12 protein-coding genes are annotated in these 17,127 nt (G+C 53.0%); 5 read left to right on the top strand and 7 right to left on the bottom strand.

Features of this window, described 5'->3' with window-relative positions; genetic code table 11:
- Positions 1 to 269: 269 nt before the first annotated feature.
- From aspA to ABIE48_RS10545, 5 genes are all read left to right on the top strand, one after another.
- Complete coding sequence (gene aspA / locus ABIE48_RS10565; RefSeq protein ID WP_192714604.1) at positions 270 to 1,679, top strand: aspartate ammonia-lyase; 1,410 nt, start codon at positions 270 to 272, stop codon at positions 1,677 to 1,679.
- 286 nt (positions 1,680 to 1,965) lie between these two features.
- Complete coding sequence (locus tag ABIE48_RS10560; protein ID WP_260869211.1) at positions 1,966 to 3,039, top strand: spore germination protein; 1,074 nt, start codon at positions 1,966 to 1,968, stop codon at positions 3,037 to 3,039.
- Positions 3,036 to 4,886: a spore germination protein gene (locus ABIE48_RS10555; RefSeq protein WP_192714605.1), complete on the top strand. Its 1,851-nt coding sequence runs from the start codon at positions 3,036 to 3,038 to the stop codon at positions 4,884 to 4,886. Before ABIE48_RS10560 ends, ABIE48_RS10555 begins: the two co-directional genes overlap by 4 nt.
- Complete coding sequence (locus ABIE48_RS10550) at positions 4,883 to 6,028, top strand: Ger(x)C family spore germination protein (protein ID WP_145021299.1); 1,146 nt, start codon at positions 4,883 to 4,885, stop codon at positions 6,026 to 6,028. Before ABIE48_RS10555 ends, ABIE48_RS10550 begins: the two co-directional genes overlap by 4 nt.
- Positions 6,029 to 6,106: 78 nt before the next feature.
- Positions 6,107 to 6,307, top strand: coding sequence for a hypothetical protein (locus ABIE48_RS10545; protein ID WP_089546697.1), 201 nt, complete (start codon positions 6,107 to 6,109; stop codon positions 6,305 to 6,307).
- Between the two features lie 81 nt (positions 6,308 to 6,388).
- Here ABIE48_RS10545 and map read toward each other — a convergent pair whose 3' ends face one another.
- From map to ABIE48_RS10510, 7 genes are all read right to left on the bottom strand, one after another.
- Positions 6,389 to 7,135 (bottom strand): type I methionyl aminopeptidase, encoded by a 747-nt coding sequence (gene map, locus ABIE48_RS10540; RefSeq protein WP_076169476.1) that lies wholly within the window; start codon positions 7,133 to 7,135, stop codon positions 6,389 to 6,391.
- Positions 7,136 to 7,301: 166 nt separating this feature from the next.
- Positions 7,302 to 9,566, bottom strand: a complete 2,265-nt coding sequence (locus ABIE48_RS10535; RefSeq protein ID WP_192714606.1) for a YhgE/Pip family protein — start codon at positions 9,564 to 9,566, stop codon at positions 7,302 to 7,304.
- Between the two features lie 226 nt (positions 9,567 to 9,792).
- Positions 9,793 to 10,374, bottom strand: a complete 582-nt coding sequence (locus ABIE48_RS10530; RefSeq protein ID WP_076167551.1) for a TetR/AcrR family transcriptional regulator — start codon at positions 10,372 to 10,374, stop codon at positions 9,793 to 9,795.
- 122 nt (positions 10,375 to 10,496) lie between these two features.
- Positions 10,497 to 10,835 carry a protein YmzB gene (gene ymzB / locus ABIE48_RS10525; RefSeq protein ID WP_145021307.1) on the bottom strand — a complete coding sequence of 113 codons (339 nt, stop codon included), beginning with the start codon at positions 10,833 to 10,835 and terminating at the stop codon, positions 10,497 to 10,499.
- A 123-nt stretch (positions 10,836 to 10,958) separates the two neighbouring features.
- Positions 10,959 to 13,355 (bottom strand): glycoside hydrolase family 95 protein, encoded by a 2,397-nt coding sequence (locus ABIE48_RS10520; protein WP_354518836.1) that lies wholly within the window; start codon positions 13,353 to 13,355, stop codon positions 10,959 to 10,961.
- 22 nt (positions 13,356 to 13,377) lie between these two features.
- Positions 13,378 to 15,420 (bottom strand): beta-galactosidase, encoded by a 2,043-nt coding sequence (locus ABIE48_RS10515; RefSeq protein WP_145021312.1) that lies wholly within the window; start codon positions 15,418 to 15,420, stop codon positions 13,378 to 13,380.
- Positions 15,421 to 15,450: 30 nt separating this feature from the next.
- Entirely contained in the window at positions 15,451 to 17,091 is a 1,641-nt protein-coding gene (locus tag ABIE48_RS10510) for an extracellular solute-binding protein (RefSeq protein ID WP_192714607.1), read from the bottom strand.
- Positions 17,092 to 17,127: the final 36 nt, after the last annotated feature.

The following is a 17,127-nucleotide window of genomic DNA, read 5'->3' as shown; positions in this document are numbered from 1 at the left end:
GTGCGAAGTGTAAAAGCTCCTTCTATGGAAGCCTTGCCACCAATACAAAGTTCAAACGTATGTGTGTAGAAGTACATTTCATTCACCGTCCCCCAGGTCCGTATCGTCCGTTTTCAGTGGACAAATGAATGATCTTTACACCCCTCGTTGACAATAAACTAGCAAATTTTAAGACAACCAGCGTATAATGATAGCGAGTCCGACAAATCACAGCGTTTACATGCGGCTCTTTGACTTATCCAGTACAGATACCCGGAGGATTGATTTTCATGAGATTGGAAAAAGATTTTCTAGGCACCAAAGAAGTTCCCAACCATGCATACTACGGCATTCAAACTCTGCGCGCAAAGGAGAACTTTCCGATTACCGGACAGCGTCTGCATCCTGAACTGATCCGGTCGATGGCCATGGTCAAAAAGGCTTCAGCATTGGCCAATATGGAAATCAAACGGCTGCTTCCAGCCAAAGGTGAGGCCATTGTACAAGCCGCAGATGAGATCATTGGCGGTGAGTGGCTCGACCAATTTATCGTGGATCCGATCCAGGGCGGCGCCGGTACATCGATAAATATGAATACGAACGAAGTGATTGCGAACCGGGCTCTGGAATTGATCGGCAAGGAAAAAGGCAGCTACGCCGATATCAGCCCGAACAACCATGTCAACATGGCGCAATCGACCAATGATTCGTTCCCGACCGCCGTCCATCTGGCGACACTGACCATGATTGACAAGCTCGTGGCCACCATGACCGATCTGCACCAGGCCTTCGTCGATAAAGCCAACGAGTTTGACGCGGTGATCAAGATGGGCAGAACCCATCTGCAGGACGCCGTTCCGATCCGTCTAGGGCAGGAATTCCAGGCATACGCCCGCGTGCTGGGCCGTGACATTGAGCGGGTCAAAGCCACCAAGAACAACCTGCTGCATATTAACATGGGCGCAACGGCGGTCGGTACAGGCCTCAATGCCGATTTGACCTACATCAAGCGCGTGGCCGAAATTCTGGCAGAGCTCAGCGGTTTTCCGGTGCAGGCAGCGGATCATCTTGTCGATGCCACCCAGAATACCGACGCCTACACCGAGGTGTCCGCCGCTTTAAAAATTTGCATGATGAACATGTCCAAAGTTGCCAACGATATCCGGCTGATGGCTTCGGGCCCACGGGCAGGACTTGGGGAACTTTCTCTCCCTTCACGCCAGCCGGGTTCCTCCATTATGCCGGGGAAGGTCAATCCGGTCATGTGCGAGGTTATCAACCAAATCGCGTTCCAAGTGATCGGTAACGACCATACGATCTGCCTGGCATCCGAAGCCGGCCAGCTGGAGCTGAACGTCATGGAGCCGGTTCTCGTCTACAACCTGCTGCAATCGCTGGAAATTATGAATCAGGGCTTCCGGGTGTTCCGCGAGCACTGCGTCGAGGGCATTCAGGCTAATGTGGAGCGATGCAGGGAATATGTCGAGAACAGCGTCGGCATCATTACGGCGCTGAATCCGCACCTTGGCTACGAAGTCGTCTCCCGCATCGCGCGCGAAGCGATCACGACCGGCAAGTCGGTTCGGGAGCTGTGCCTGCTGTACAACGTGCTGACGGAAGAAGAGCTGAACATCATCCTCGATCCTTACCAAATGACCAATCCAGGCATTGCAGGCGAAGCGCTGCTGCGGAAGGAATAATATAATAGGAGCAGGCCGTGCCGGTATTGGCACGGTCTTTTTTTTATATAAACGCAGTGTTGTTCCTCCTATCCATCTAGTTATTTTGAAAATATCTACGTACATAATAATGAACTCAAGAAAGTTATAGACCTTTGTTGGACCGATATAGCAGGAAGTTCCTTGCAAAACTTTTATTCAATCTATGTAAATACATAAAATCCACCGTTCTTTACCATACTATCCATAATCTTAACCAAAGCCTAACCGGAATAGAGTGATAAGCGCGATGGGTTCTGTCAATCGAATGAGTTTTTCCCAAGTCTGCATGATTCTTATGCTGATGAACGGGCTGGCCAGTCACGTCGTCGTCAACCCCATGATCCTGGACGCGTCCGGCAGAGATGCCTGGGTTTCCGTCATCATGGCGGCGGTCTTTTACGTACCCTGGTCGCTGCTGCTCGTCTTGTTCATGAAGAGATCCGGAAACCGTAAGCTGCAGCCGTGGCTTGCCGATCGGACCAAACCATGGATTTCCTGGGTCCTCATGGCCCCGATATGCCTGTATTTGTACTTAATAGGTGGCCTTACGCTTCTTCATACCTCCACCTGGACGATCACCAATTACCTGCCGGCCACGCCGAAGCTGGTGCTCGTTACCGTACTGGCGCTTGTTTGCCTGTACATGGCAAAAACCGGGCTGCGCTCCATGGCCATTGGAGCTGGCGTCCTGCTGCCTATCGTCGTCTTCCTGGGTATTTTCGTCTCGGTTGCCAATACGGCGCACAAAAATTACAAATTGCTGTTCCCCCTGATGGAGCATGGCTGGGTGCCGCCTGTTCATGGCATGCTGTATGCGGGAGGTGCGTTCATCGAACTCATCGTTATCGTGACGATGCAGCACCGGATCCGTTCTCATGTGAAGCCTTGGCATATGGTCGTGTTTGCGCTGCTGATGGTATGGATTACGCTGGGACCCGTAATCGGAGCCATCACCGAATTCGGGCCGTTTGAAGCGGCCAAGCAGGTTACTTCCCCTTATGAGCAGTGGCGGCTTGTCAAAATCGGCGATTATGTGGAGCATGTGGACTTTTTATCGGTGTATCAGTGGCTTGCCGGGTCAACCGTACGGGTCAGCCTATCCTTGTTTTTGCTTGCGGATATTATGCCTTTCTCCAGTCAAACGATGCGGAGCCGATTTATCCTCGCCCTTACGTTCAGTTACATCGTGCTGTGCATGTTTCCGTACAGCCAGCAGGACTTTTACAACATGATGTACCGGATTTATTTTCCGGCATCGCTGATCTTGGGAATCGCGTATTCCCTGCTGTGTGTTGGCATGTCCTTCATTCCGGAGAAAAGGAGGGAACGTACGACATGACGGATACTGAAAATAAACATAACTTGCCCCAAGGGAGCAATGAACCAGCGGAGGACCAGAAATCAGAAGGTCATCCGCATGGTGATAAACGTGACCAGGATCACGAAAAAAGCGGGGATCCAGGTAAACGGCGCGACCATTCATCGGAAGATCCGTCTTCAGAAGAGTCAGGCCAGGAAAATGACGCACCGCTGGACGACACCGAAGATGACAACGGGGACAACAGCAGGTCCGAGCATGACAAGGAAAAAAGAAACGATGAAGATGCAAAGCACGGCAAAGGTAAAAGTAGAAAAGAAAATACCGATAACGAAACTTCAGAAAACGGCAGGTCGGATGATAACAAGTCCCAAAAAGACCAAAAGGATGACAACCCCTCGGAGGATCCGACGCTTTGGAATTTCAGTAAGCTGAACGATTTGTTTGCGAAAAGTGCAGATATTAAAGTCCAAATGCATCGGCTCAGCAAATCCAATCCTTATTCGGAAATCGTATTGGTCTTTGCTGATGGTCTGTGCGAGTCGTCGCAGATCGGCAAAATCATTCTGCCGGAGCTCTACGACATGTATGAGAGGGACGGCCTTCCATCCAAAAAAGGCGAACTGCTTGCAGGCAAACTTCCGCTGAGCGTGCTAAAGCACAACGCGCCCAGCAGCGCGGTGGAAGAAGCGGTCTTTCAGGGGAGTGTCGTCCTGTTCCTCCCGCATACCAACGAGCTGTATACGATGGACATCAGCAACATGCCCAAGCGGACACCGGAAGAGTCTACCACTGAAATTTCTGTCAAAGGCCCGAAAGACGGTTTCACCGAAGATATCAGCACAAACGTCGCGCTTATCCGCAAGCGGCTCCGCAGCACAACACTCTGCAATGAGACGTTTATTATGGGCAGACGAACACGGACGCGCGTATCGCTTCTTTACATTGATGACATCATCTCACCGAAGCTCTTGGAGGAAGTCAAAAAGCGGATGTCCAAAATCGACATGGACGGACTGTATACGGCGAGCCAGTTGGAGGAATTGTTGTCCGACTCGAAGTATTCCCTGCTGCCGCTGATCGATTTTACGGGTCGGCCGGATTACGCGGTCAGCTCGTTGATCAACGGGAGATTCGTCATCATCATAGACGGCAATCCGATGGTGCTTACTGGTCCTGGCTCACTGTCCCTGCTCATGAAGTCGCCGGAAGACATCCACTTTAACTACATTTATGTCTCCTTCGTGCGGCTGATTCGCGTGCTCAGTCTCGTCTTGTCCGTGGCTCTGCCGGGATTCTGGGTGGCCTTGACCGCATTTCACCAGGACCAGCTCCCATACCGGATGTTGGCGACCATTTCAGTGACCCGTCTGGGCCTGCCCTTTTCCGCTCAGATGGAGCTGTTTCTGCTGCTCCTGCTGTTTGAGATCTTCCGCGAGGCCGGCATCCGGCTGCCCACCACGATCGGCCAGACCCTGACCGTCATTGGCGGTCTCATCATCGGCGACGCCGCCATCCGTGCCGGGCTGGTCTCTCCGTCATCGGTCGTCGTAGGCGCCATTACGACCGTCACTGGCGCGACCCTGGTCAACCAAAGCTTAACCTCGGTCATCAGTGTTATCCGGTTCACCTTGTTCCTGATCGCCTCGTTTCTGGGCATGTATGGTCTCATTCTCGGCTTGATCCTGCTGCTGATCTACGTATCCCGCCTCCGGACGTTCGGAGAGTCCTATCTTGCGCCGGTTTCGCCTTTCCGGTTCAAGGATTTTATCAACTCGGTCATCCGTCTGCCGTGGGATAAAGTCAAAAGCCGCACCTCCTTCCTAAATCCGCAGGATCCGGATCATCAAGGGGAATCTCCGACATGAAAAGAACGGTGCTATCCATCGTGTGCTGTGCGCTGCTGCTTCTCCTGCCGGGATGCTGGAACTCCAAGGATATTCAGAATATGGCCTATGTGACGGCGATCGGACTTGATTATGAGGATGGAAAATATAAAAGCTACATTCAGGTGCTGAACTTCTCGAATGTTGCTCAATCCCAAAATGCCCAGGTCGGTAAAGTCGTGCCGATCTGGATCGGTACGGGAGAAGGGAAGACCGTGACCGAATCGCTGACGTCCATCTACTCGACGGCCCAGCGCCGTGTATTTTGGGGCCATATGAAAGCGGTCGTTTGTTCCGAGCGGCTGCTCAAGCATGGCATGAACCAAGTGTTTGACATGCTGAACCGGTTCCGGGAGATCCGCTATAACGTGCTGCTGTACGGGACGAAAGAACCGGTTCAAGACATTTTGACGGAGAAGTCCATCCTGAATTTTTCTCCACTGGAAAGCGTATTGGAATCACCGCAGCAGATTTATACGCAGCGTTCGTTCATCCTGCCCATTTACGAGTTCAAAATTTTGGCCCAGCTGAGAGAACCAAGCGGGACAGCAATTCTTCCATCGTTGACGATCGACATTAAGGACTGGTATGAAGATAAAAAAGACCACCCGATGCTCCGGGTGAGCGGAGCTTATTTCTTTGACAACCGGGAGCTCCGCGGATGGCTATCGGAGGATGACCTGAGGGGAACCCGCTGGATTCAGCAGCAGCTTGAACAGACACCCATCAACATCCCAGTCGGCGAAACCCCCGTGGCCGGCCTGATTCTGATGAAGCCGCATTTTGTTGTCGAACCCAAATTGGAGAACGACAAAATACATTTCAATATCCGAATCGGGCTTAAATCCTATATAGATCTGCTCATCAAGGATACACCGGAGTCGACGCTGGAGAAAATGGCCGCTGAACTGGTCAAGAAGGAAGTCATCGAGAGCTATAAAAAAGGCGTTGCCCTGAAATCCGACGTGCTCATGCTGGAGGACAAGCTGTACCGGAAATACCCTGGCAAATGGAGGGAGCTCAGCAAGCAGTCCGATTTTATTTTGACCGAGGATATGCTGAAAAACGTGGACGTCACCATTACGATGGTGAACTCCGGAAAGTACAAGCAAAGGGTTCACTGATCCACCGGTGCATGGTATGATGAAGCAAAGAATGCGTTCCTGTCATGCACAGCCAAGGATCAAGGAAGGTGATTGTATATGTGGATTTACATCGTCGTAATCGGCATCGCCCTGCTGGCTGCTGTCGGGACGTTCTGGGTCGGTTTTTCCGCAGAAAATAAGAAGCGTAACCCGGAATACGAGCATCGTACGAAGAAGAATCTGTCCAAGCTGACTTCCATGTACGTGGTGACCGTGGTCCTGGCCATCATCATCTGCGTTGCGGTGTATTTGAGATAGCTTGCGCTCCACATGAAAAAAGAGAAGCACCACAAGGATGCTTCTCTTTTTGTATTTCTGAAGGCCGTCTAGGGAGTTCGATTACTGTGCCGTCAAAATTTCCGGACCGTTCGCCGTGATCGCGAGGGTGTGCTCGTACTGGGCCGACAGTCCGCCGTCCAGCGTTCTGGCGGTCCAGCCGTCGCTGTCCATCTTGCTCCGGTAAGTGCCGGTATTCAGCATCGGCTCGATCGTAATCACCATGCCCTCCTTCAGCCGTGGACCCACATTCGCCGGTCCGTAGTGGGGAACCTGCGGCGCTTCGTGCATTTCCTCCCCGATGCCGTGGCCGATGAAATCGCGTACGACCGAGAAGCCTTCACCTTCGGCATAAACCTGGATCGCATGCGAAATGTCGCCGATCCGGTTGCCGATGACTGCCTTCTCGATTCCTTTGTACAGGGATTCATGCGTCACGTCCAGCAGGCGCTGCGCCTGCTCGGAAATGTTTCCGACCGGATAGGACCATGCAGAGTCGGCCAGCCAGCCTTTCAGGTTGACCACCATATCCACGGTAATGATATCCCCGTCCTTCAGCACCGTTTTGCCCGGAAAACCGTGGCAGATCACGTCGTTTACCGAAGTGCAGGTCGCATAAGGAAAACCGTTGTATCCTTTCTGCTCGGGTGTAGCCCCATGCTTGCGGATGAATTGTTCTGCGAAACGGTCAATCTCTATAGTGGTGATGCCGGGAGCGATCATCTTGCGGATCTCACGGTGGCAGGCAGCCAAAATTTCGCCCGCTTCTTTCATGTACTTGATCTGGTCTTTTGTCTTCAAAATTATCATCTTTTTATCTACCCTCATTCCTGTCTGTATCTTCTTATTATACCCAATATCGTCAATGTCCGAAATCTACCCGTATCATCTTATGCGTGATAAGGCGAAAAGGAGCTCCGGTCCTTCGATGGGAAGAACCGGAGCCCCTGTGAATGGATTGTTATCGCGAGTGCAATTAAGCCGTTTGCGGCTTTGCTGGAACTTCCTTCGCCTTGCGGCCCTTGATCAGGAAGTAGACAAGGGTCAAAGCAAGGAAAATCACGGCGTCAATCCCCAGTATGCCTGCCTGCTTCCACACCAGATCGAAATCTCCGCTGGCGATAATCGCCTTGTATCCGAGCACGCTGTGGGACATCGGAAGCCAAGGATTCAGCGGCTTCAGCCAATCCGGAATCAGCTCCAGCGGGAACGTTCCGGCGCTGGTTGCCAGCTGCAGAATCAGCAGGATGATGATCAGGAAGCGTCCCGGCATATCCAGCCAGGTGACGAACGCCTGCACGATAAACATAAACGTCAAGCTCGTAATAAAGGAGAAGAGGAAGAAGAGTGGTACGCTTCGAACCTCCAGCCCCAGTCCGTACAAAATGATCGCTGCCGCGACCACGGACTGGAACAAGCTCATGCCCGCAAAGGACAGCGAGCGGCTGACAAACCGGCTGAAGCCGGAAGCGCCAGGAACCGTCGTTCCTTTGAGCGAAATGACCAGCGTCGAAATGAGCGCTCCGACGAACAGGCCGAGCGACATGAAGTACGGCGTCAGGCCTGTGCCGTAGTTCGGCACCTTGCGGTCATCGATTTCCTTCGTATCAACCGGGGAAGCGAACATTTCCACAAGCGCATCGGTCTTCTTAAGCTCGGAGGTTTTATCCGCCGCGTCTGTCAGCTTCGTCTGCAGCTCCTTCGAACCGTCCTCCAGCTTGCTGATGCCGCTCTTCAGGTCACCTGCGCCGTTGTTCAGCTGCTGCGAACCGTCGGCAAGTGTTCCGAGCCCGCTGGCCAGCTTGTTCACGCCGCCCTGCAGCTGGCTGGATCCTGCCAGGAGCTGCTGGGCGCCGCCCACCAGGCTCTGGCTGCCGCCGGCCGCTTCGGACAGCTTCTGGCCGAACGTTTGCAGGCCGGCCGTAAGCTGCTGCTGGCCGGCATTCAGCTTGGATGCGCCGGCCACGAGCTGCTGCTGGCCGGCTGCGAGCTGTCCGCTGCCTGCGGTGAGCTGCTGCGTGCCCGCATGCAGCTGGGCCGCGCCGCTGGCCAGCTTCTTCTGGCCGTCATGCAGCGAGTTCGCCCCGCTGAGCAACTGCTGCTGACCCTGCGCGAGCTGGGCGCTGCCGTCGGCTACCGCCTGGCTGGCTGCGATCAGCTTCTGCAGCTCAGGGTTTGCCGCGAGCTCAGGGCTCGCTTTGGCCAGCTGCTGCAGGCCGTCGGCCACGCCTTTGGCGCCGTCGGCGACCTTCTGAGCGCTGCCTGCGGAAGATTCAAGGCCGCTCGCCAGATCGGCGCTTCCCTTCTCCGACGCCTTCAGGCCGGATTCCAGGCCAGCTGCGCCCTCATCGGCGCTCTTCAGACCGGCATTCAGGTCTTGGGCGCCCTTGAGCAAGGACTGCAGCCCTTGATATAGCTGCTCGCCGCCCTTCTGGGCCGACACGGCCCCTGCGGTCAGCTGACCCTGCGCGCTGCTCAGCTGGCTGAGCCCGCCGGCAAGCTGCTTGGCGCCGCCTTCCAGGTCGCCAACACCTTTGGTCAGGTCGCTTGCCCCTTTGGCCAGCGGACCCATGCCGTCCTTCGCTTCCAGGGTGCCTGCGGCCAGCTTGCCGAGGTTTTCCTTCAGCTTGACGGCTCCTTCATCCAGATCATTGGTGCCGTTGTGCAGCTTGCCCGCGCCTTCACCAGCTTCGGCCAAACCGTCCGATACCTCCGTAAAATTGTCCAGCAGGCTGTCGGTATACGATTCCGTTACCTTCGCGGATACTTTTGACTTGATATCTTTTACGGCCGTATTGCCGATCTGGGAGGCCACAAAGTTGTAGTCTCCGTTCGGCTCGTATTCGATGCTGGCCGGCTGCGGATTTTCATCCATCAGCGTCGTCGCTTTGCTGGAAAAATCCTCGGGGATCGTAATTTTCATATAATATCGGTTATCCTTGATTCCCTGCTCAGCTTCTTTTTCACTGACGAATTCCCAGTCAAAGTCCTTGCCTTTCTTCAGTTCGTCCACCAAATCGTCTCCGATGTGGAGCTGCTTGCCTTTGAATTCGGCGCCCTTATCCTTGTTGACCACCGCTACCGGCAGTTGGTCCAGATGACCGTAGGGGTCCCAAAAGGCCGCCAGATATACGCCGCTGTACAAAATCGGAATAAACATGACGGCAATGACCGGAATGAGCACTTTCGGATTTTTTACGGCCGCCGCCAAATCTTTAAAAAACACGGCTATTGATTTCATGTTCCCGGGCTTCCCCCTTTACGTTATTTAGTATGACTCAGACACTCCCGAGTATCATTGACTGATTTCTTCAATTGGTCAGTTTTGCGCATACGGAAATACTCCGGACAAAAGGACCCCACAACGTGGGGCCATTGCTCCGAGACGTACTCGGGTACTTCGCCGTGGCGCCTGATAAAGGCCTCAGCGGTCCCTGCTCTTATAAAGGGATATAACGCATGCCCGGTTATTTCACAGACAGCCCTTCTTCCAGAAATAGCCGGAAGTGCTGTCTGATTTCCGCCTTCGTTAACGTTGCTTGATGCTGTTTGTTCCATTCGGACGTCAAGGCGACATACATTTTCAACATGAGGAAAGCGACGACGGAGGGATCGCATTCACGGATTTCGTGCTGCTCCACCGCGAACCGGACTTCCTTCTCCATATAGCCGAGGATGACACCCTCCACCCGGCTCATCGCCTCTTGGGACTGTGGCGTCCCGAAGTCTCTGACCTCCTGTGAGAGCTTGATCAGCAGCTCATGCTCCCCCCGGAACTCCAGAAGGGAGTCCAGAACCCGGAACAGGTTGTCGAAAAACGGCTTCCGGTGATCCACTTCCCGCTCAATGATCGTCTTCATTTCGGAGATGACGCCGTGCAGAATTTCGTCAAACAGCTGTTCCTTCGTATCAAAAAACGTATAAATCGTTCCTTTTCCCACATTAGCGATCTTCGCTACCTGCTCCATCGTCGTCGCCTTGTACCCGAACAAGGAAAAGGACTGGGCAGCCGCGCCCAGCACCTGTTTCTTCCGGTCGACCGATCCTATGATGTTCTCCTCCCATCTAAACGCGTATCAGCAAAAACTGACCAATTTTCAATTTCAGTCATAAGGTCAGTTTTTACTTTACCACATTTATTGGAATATGCAAAGATACTTATTGAAATTTTTCAAGATTGTATGAAAATTTCATATTTTGCCCGTTCCGTTTCCATGGAAAGCTGCTGCTCCTGCACATCCGCGTGCTTCAATCCGTCAACGTAAATTTGGTATGTGCTCTGCGGAAGCGGGATATCTCCCTGCTCGTTCACCACAGCTCCGCTGCCGTGCAGGATCAGCGAATCCCCTTCGGTATATTCGTCAATCGTCGGTGTGCTCGGCTTGTATTCCACATCCTCCAGCGTGATTCGTGTTTGGTCGGTGTCCTCAAGCTCCTGTTTGCGGATCATAACGGTCTGCTGTTTATGCGCGTTCAGCCAGTCGGTTACGGATTTGAGAGATTCGTTCATTGAAAAGCCCTTCTTTCTGCGTAGTAGTCATTGCCTTCATCTCCGGGTGCTGTTGATGCCGATGAAGCGGCCGCGGCCCGTCTATAAAGAGTCTAACCATTCCGCCGAAAGGCAAAACATACCTCAGGATTCGGCCATCGTAACCGTAAAAGATTGATTCGTGCCGGTCCGGAAACCATAAACGCCGGGTTCAATCCTTTCTGCCTGGATCCTTTCGGCGCCAGCGGATATATGGACAGGCTGCTGCGAGCACAGCCGGCAGTATTGACCATTCAACGAGTGAATGCGTGCTTCGGTCAGTTTGCCTTCCTTCCATGTCAGGTCTACCGTAAAACCGCCCCTCGCGCGCAATCCCCGAACGCTCCCCTCTGCCCATTCCTTCGGCAGCGCCGGCAGAAGCCGCAGTTCTCCCGCCTGGCTCTGCAGCAGCAGCTCCGCAATTCCCGCCGTTGCCCCGAAATTCGCTTCTACCGTCAGCGGGTAAAACGATAGCTTCGGATGACGGTGCGCGTTGAACAGGTTGGGGAACGGATTTTTTAATAGCTTGATTAAGTAATGATAGGCCATGTCCGCATCACCCAGCCTCGCAAATTGGTTGATTCGCCACGCAAAGCACCAACCGATGGCATCCTCCTTTTCATGCTGGTGCCGCCGCTCCAATGTGACCCGGCAAGCTTCAGCCAATTCAGGCGTAACCATGGAATCAATTTGGTCTCCGGGATGCAGCGCGTATAAATGCACCGTATGGCGGTGTCCAGGTTCCGCCTCCTCGAAATCCTCAAACCATTCCTGAAGCTGTCCATACCGGCCAATCCGGAGCGGGCGCAGCCGGTCTCTGGCGGAAAGAAGCTTTTGCCTGAACTCATTATCGGTCTCAAGAAGAGCTGACGCCTCTGCGCAGTTGGTGAACAGCTCCCATATGAGCGAATTGTCCAGGGTGGAAGCGATGCTGACGGCGGACTTTTTTCCATCGGGTCCGATAAACGTATTCTCAGGCGATGTGGATGGATTCGTCACCAAATAACCCTCCGGGTCCTTTACCAGCCAATCCAACAGGAAGAGCGCCGCTTCCTTCATGATGGGGTAAGCCTTATCTTTCAGGAATGCCCTATCGCATCCAAATCGGTAATGCTCCCATACGTGCTGGCACAGCCACGGTCCTGCCATCGGCCAGAAAGCCCAGCTGGCCGGGCCTTTGGAGGGACCGCCTGAGGGCGTTGACAGCCTCCACAGATCAACGGCGTGATGGCACACCCAGCCGCTCGCACCGTAATAGACCCTTGCCGTTTCACGTCCCGTCACGCGCAGGTCATCCAGCAAGTCAAAGAGAGGCGTATGACATTCCGCCAAATTACAGCTCTCGGCAAGCCAGTAGTTCATTTGCAGGTTTATATTCACCGTATAATTGCCGGTCCACGGCGGCCTCGTCCTGTCATTCCATATCCCTTGAAGGTTGGCAGGCTGCGTTCCCGGTCTTGAGCTCGAGATCAGCAGGTAGCGCCCAAACTGGAAGAACAGCACAGCTAACTGTGCATCCTCACGTCCGTCGCGCAGCGCCTGGATCCGTTCATCGGTAGGGAGATCCGTTAATCCGGGCACGCTGAGGACCAGTTCAACCCGATCGAACAGCTCCCTGTAATCGGATTCATGTCGCTGGAGCAGCTGCTGAAAGGAATAGGCGGATGCCTTGCTCAGCCATTCCGCGCAGCGCAGGGTTGGATTGCTGCCGTCCAGAAACGGGTCCCGGTCAAAGCCGTTGTAGCTCGTTGCTGCCGTTAGCAGAAACGTCACTGCGTTTGCGCGCTCCACTTTCAAGCCATGGTCGCCCTGTTCCACGCAGCCCTGATCCGCCATGGCAAGCAGCCGAATTTCAAACCGCATGCCTTTCCCTTCTTCATAGACCACGGGATCGGCCGATTTCGCATGCAGCGGCTCCACATGACTTGGACTGCGCCCCTGAAGAACAAGACAATCGGGTACAGCCTGCTGAACCTGATGCTCCAGCAGGCTGTCCAGTGATGCCTCTACAGATATTGTACCCGGCTGGTTTGCAGACAGATGGATGACCATCACCTGATCCGCCGCCGAGACGAACACATCACGGGTATACCGAACGCCGTTTATGACGTAGGATGTACGGCATACGGCCTGCTGCAAGTTCAGTTCCCGGCGGTAATCCGTAACGGATCCCTCGTGCCCCATTCGAAGATACAGGTCTCCCATCGCTTGGTAGGATTCCGACCAAGGACCCAGCATATGCTCTTCGATTTGTTCCTGCGCCTCGGTATAACGCCCTTCGAAGTTGAGCTGACGGACTTTTTCCAGATGGGTTAAAGCCGCATAATTCACAGGGTCATAAGGATGCCCCGACCAGAGCGTATCTTCATTCAACTGAATGCGCTCCTGCTCCGTGCTTCCGAACACCATTCCGCCCAAACGGCCGTTACCTACGGGAAGGGCTTCTACCCACTCCTTGGCCGGCTTTCGATACCACATTGTCATGCTGCGATCTTTCGACAACGCGCTCCACTCCTTATACGCATCATGGTATTTGCTTCAAGATAGACACGCCATGGGCAGGCAGCATCAAATCGCCGGTGACATGCCTTCCTGTTAACAAGTCAAGTCGTTGTTCCTGCCCCAAATGTATCGTCGACGATGTCTCGTTATGATTTAACAGAAATGTATACCGCTCCCCATTCTTTACGCGAGCGGCTGCCTCAACCCCTGGCGGCGTCTCCAAAACGGGTACAATGTTTTTTCTTTCGGACAATTGCCCGAAAAATGCCGCCAGGAAATCATCCTCCGGATCCGATGCGATATACCAGGCTTCTCCCCTGCCGAATGCATTCCGCGTCAATGCCGGCATGCCTTGATAGAAATCACTTCCATACGTGGCGGCTACCTCCGCCGTTTCCGGGTGAAGGAGCTCGCACAGCATGCCGCAGGCATAACAACCTTCGAAGCCGGCGGCGCTTGGCCGCAGCTGCATGCTGTTGAACTGCCCCGGGAATAATGCGTCGATTTCCTCTACCCAGATGCCAAGCAGTTTTCGCAGCTCGCCCGGATAACCGCCTAAGGTAACCAGATCGCTTTCATTGACGATGCCGCTAAAAAATGTAGTGACGAACGTTCCTCCGCCCGCCACGTAGGTTTCCAGCTTCTCGGCAACCCCACCCTTCACCATATAGAGTACAGGTGCGATGACGATATCGTACTTGCCAAGGTCCTCCTCGATTCCGATCATATCCACCGGGACATTGCGATGATAGAAAGCGTCATAGTACTTTTGGATTTGCGGCAAGTATTTCAATTGCTGGGTGGGTCCGCTGGAATGCTCCAGCGCCCACCAGTTATCCCAATCAAACAAGATGGCGACCCGCGATTCCGTCTCCGCCCCAAGCAGCGTGTCCCCCAGCATCTGTAATTCCTTTCCGAGTTCCGCGCATTCACGGAATACACGCGTGTGCTCGTGGCCTGCATGATCAATGACCGCGCCATGAAACTTCTCAAACGCTCCGCGGGAGCGCCGCAGCTGGAAGAACATCACGCTTTCTGCCCCGCGGGCTACAGCCTGGTAGCTCCATAAGCGCATCACACCCGGCCGCTTCAACGGATTGACGGGTTTCCAATTCAGCTGACTTGGACTCTGCTCCATCAATAGATACGGCTGCCCCTGCTTCAAACCGCGCATCAGATCGTGGCGCATCGCAATTTGGCTCATCGGCATATCATTGGCGGGGTAGCTGTCCAATGCGATGATATCCAGCTCTTTGGCCCATTTGAAATAATCCAGCGGCTTATACGTTCCATTGCTCTGGAAATTGGTCGTAACGACGGCATCTGGAATAACTGCCTTGATCGCATCCCGCTCAAGCTTATAACAGTCCAATATGCTGTCGGAGTTAAACCGGTCGTAATCGAGCGATATGCCTTGAAATGCCGTTTGATCCGGTTGGCTTCGATTCAAATGTTCGCTGAGCAGGTTAGGCAGCACAATTTCATCCCAGTCGTAGAACGTATGGCTCCAAAAGGAGGTATACCAAGCCCTGTTCAGCTCCTCAAGGGTGCTGTACCGCGCCTTGAGCCATTCCCGGAAGGCGGATTCGCAGTTATCGCAGTAACACCGCCATCCGTATTCATTGTTCACATGCCACAGCAGCAGCGCTGGATGGTTTTGATAGCGTTCCGCCAGCTTTGCAGCCATCGCCTGGGAATATTTCCGATACGCAGGGCTGTTCGGGCATGAATTGTGCCTGCGGCCGTATTTCATTTTCCGTCCGTCCGCAGTCACTGTCCGTACGTCGGGGTATTGGCGGGCCATCCATGCAGGATGGGCGGCCGTGCCCGTAGCAAGGCAAGCGTACATCCCGCTGGCATGAAGCAGATCCATGACGTCATCCAGCCATTCAAAAGAATAGGTCGATTCGTTTGGTTGATTCAGCGCCCATGAAAACACATTGATCGTGGCGATATCTATGCCCGCAAGTTTGAATAGGCGCATATCCTCTTCCCATATTTCTCTCGGCCATTGCTCCGGATTGTAATCGCCGCCGTACAAAATTTTGGGCCATGCTCGCGGCATCGTCATTCCTCCATCCCTCAGGTTTTTGCTCTATGGTTTCATTTGCGCTAGATTGCTCTGCCAAAACTTGGTTTTCTCCGCCAGAATGTCTTCATAACCAGCCTTCATCACGTCAGCCTGCAATTTTTTATATACCGCTTCAAGCTCCTCGTCACTTTGTGCAAATATCATTTTGGCGTTGGCTTCGTGCCAGATTTGCTTGATCTGCTGTTCTTTGATTCCGGTGTCTGATTTCGGATCAATTTTCATGTTATTGAATTGATCCGTATTGAGCTTGGCAAATTTGGCGAAATACTCGCTGGCCGCCATCCCCCAGTTTTGATGATCAGGATCCTGGGCATTCTTAAAATGGGCGATTTTGTAATATAATGGTGAGCCAAGCGGGTTGAACAATCCAATTTTTAAATTTGCTTTTTCTTCTGGTGCGATCGTTTTCGCCTTTTCGTTATCAATAGGCGCCCCATTCTCATCCACCTTATCGTACAGCAGTCCTGGCGGGCCGAACGCATTGATACGCTGCCCTTCTTCACTTGCCCACCAATCGTAGAATTGGAAAATTTGCTCAGGCTGCTTCGCTTTTTTGGTGATGACGATAACGTTCCAGCCTAAAGTGCCATAGGTGTGCGGATTCACCGTTGTTGGATCAACACCAGTCTTGTACAGGAACGGCATATAATCATAACCGGCGTCAGGGTCTTTGGCCCGGAGTATATCATTCGCCGTGTTTCCAAGCCCTGTAATATTAGAGATTGCCGTCACCGCAATGCGGCCTGAATTCAGCTTTTCCTGCACCTGCTCCTGCTTCTGGGTAAACATATCAGGGGAGACTAAACCTTCTCGGGTCAGTTTGCTCATATACTTAAACGCTTCCAAGTAGGCAGGATCGTTAAAAATCGGTTCTAACGTATGCGTTTCAGTATTCGGGAGCGTCGGAACGTCCCCAATATTCCAAATGGTTCGATTACCTCCATTTCCGGCATAAATCAGTTTGTACAGCATATTGACCCCATTCATTGCAATGCCTGGCTCTAGCGGTACGACGTTCGAAAATTTCTCCTTCACTTGTTTCAGGTAGCTGTACAAATCATCAAATGTCTTAAGCTCCGGTTTTCCAAGGCCGGCATAAATTTCCCGATTGACGGTCCAACCCGTGTTGATGTTCTTATATTGATTCTGGGCGCTATCGAACCAGTTCGGAATGACATAAATGTGACCGTCCTCCGCCTTCAGCATGTTAAACGTCTCTGGATCAATGAGCTTCTGGAGCACAGGATATTTCGCATAATAGTCGTCAAGCGGTACAAGCATCCCATTCTTCTGCATGGTTGTATAATCCGTTGAACCCCGATCCAGCATAATGACATCCGGGAGGTCATTTGAGGCGATCATCGTGCCGAATTTCTGACTCGCATTGCCGTTGGAACCGATTTCAACCAGGTTTAATTTTTTATTCTCTTTCAGCCACTTCGTGGATACATCATTTCCATAACCGATAGGAGAGGCAAAATCATAGTTGGAATAAAAGCTGAATTCAAGCGGTTGTTCTCCGAACACGGCTGTCTCTGCACTTGATTGATCGTTTCCAATAGACTTGGTCGCCGATGAATCACCGCCGCATGCAGACAGTGTCAGGCCTAACGCCGTCATAACTGAAATGACTGTGAAATGCATTCTTCTTCTACTCATGGACAATCCCCCATTCATCGT

Origin of the sequence: Paenibacillus sp. OAE614 (assembly GCF_040546645.1) — a bacterium.
Lineage (GTDB): Bacteria > Bacillota > Bacilli > Paenibacillales > Paenibacillaceae > Paenibacillus_AQ > Paenibacillus_AQ favisporus.
The sequence above is the reverse complement of the archived record's forward strand: the minus strand, read 5'-3'. Positions and strand labels throughout refer to the sequence as shown.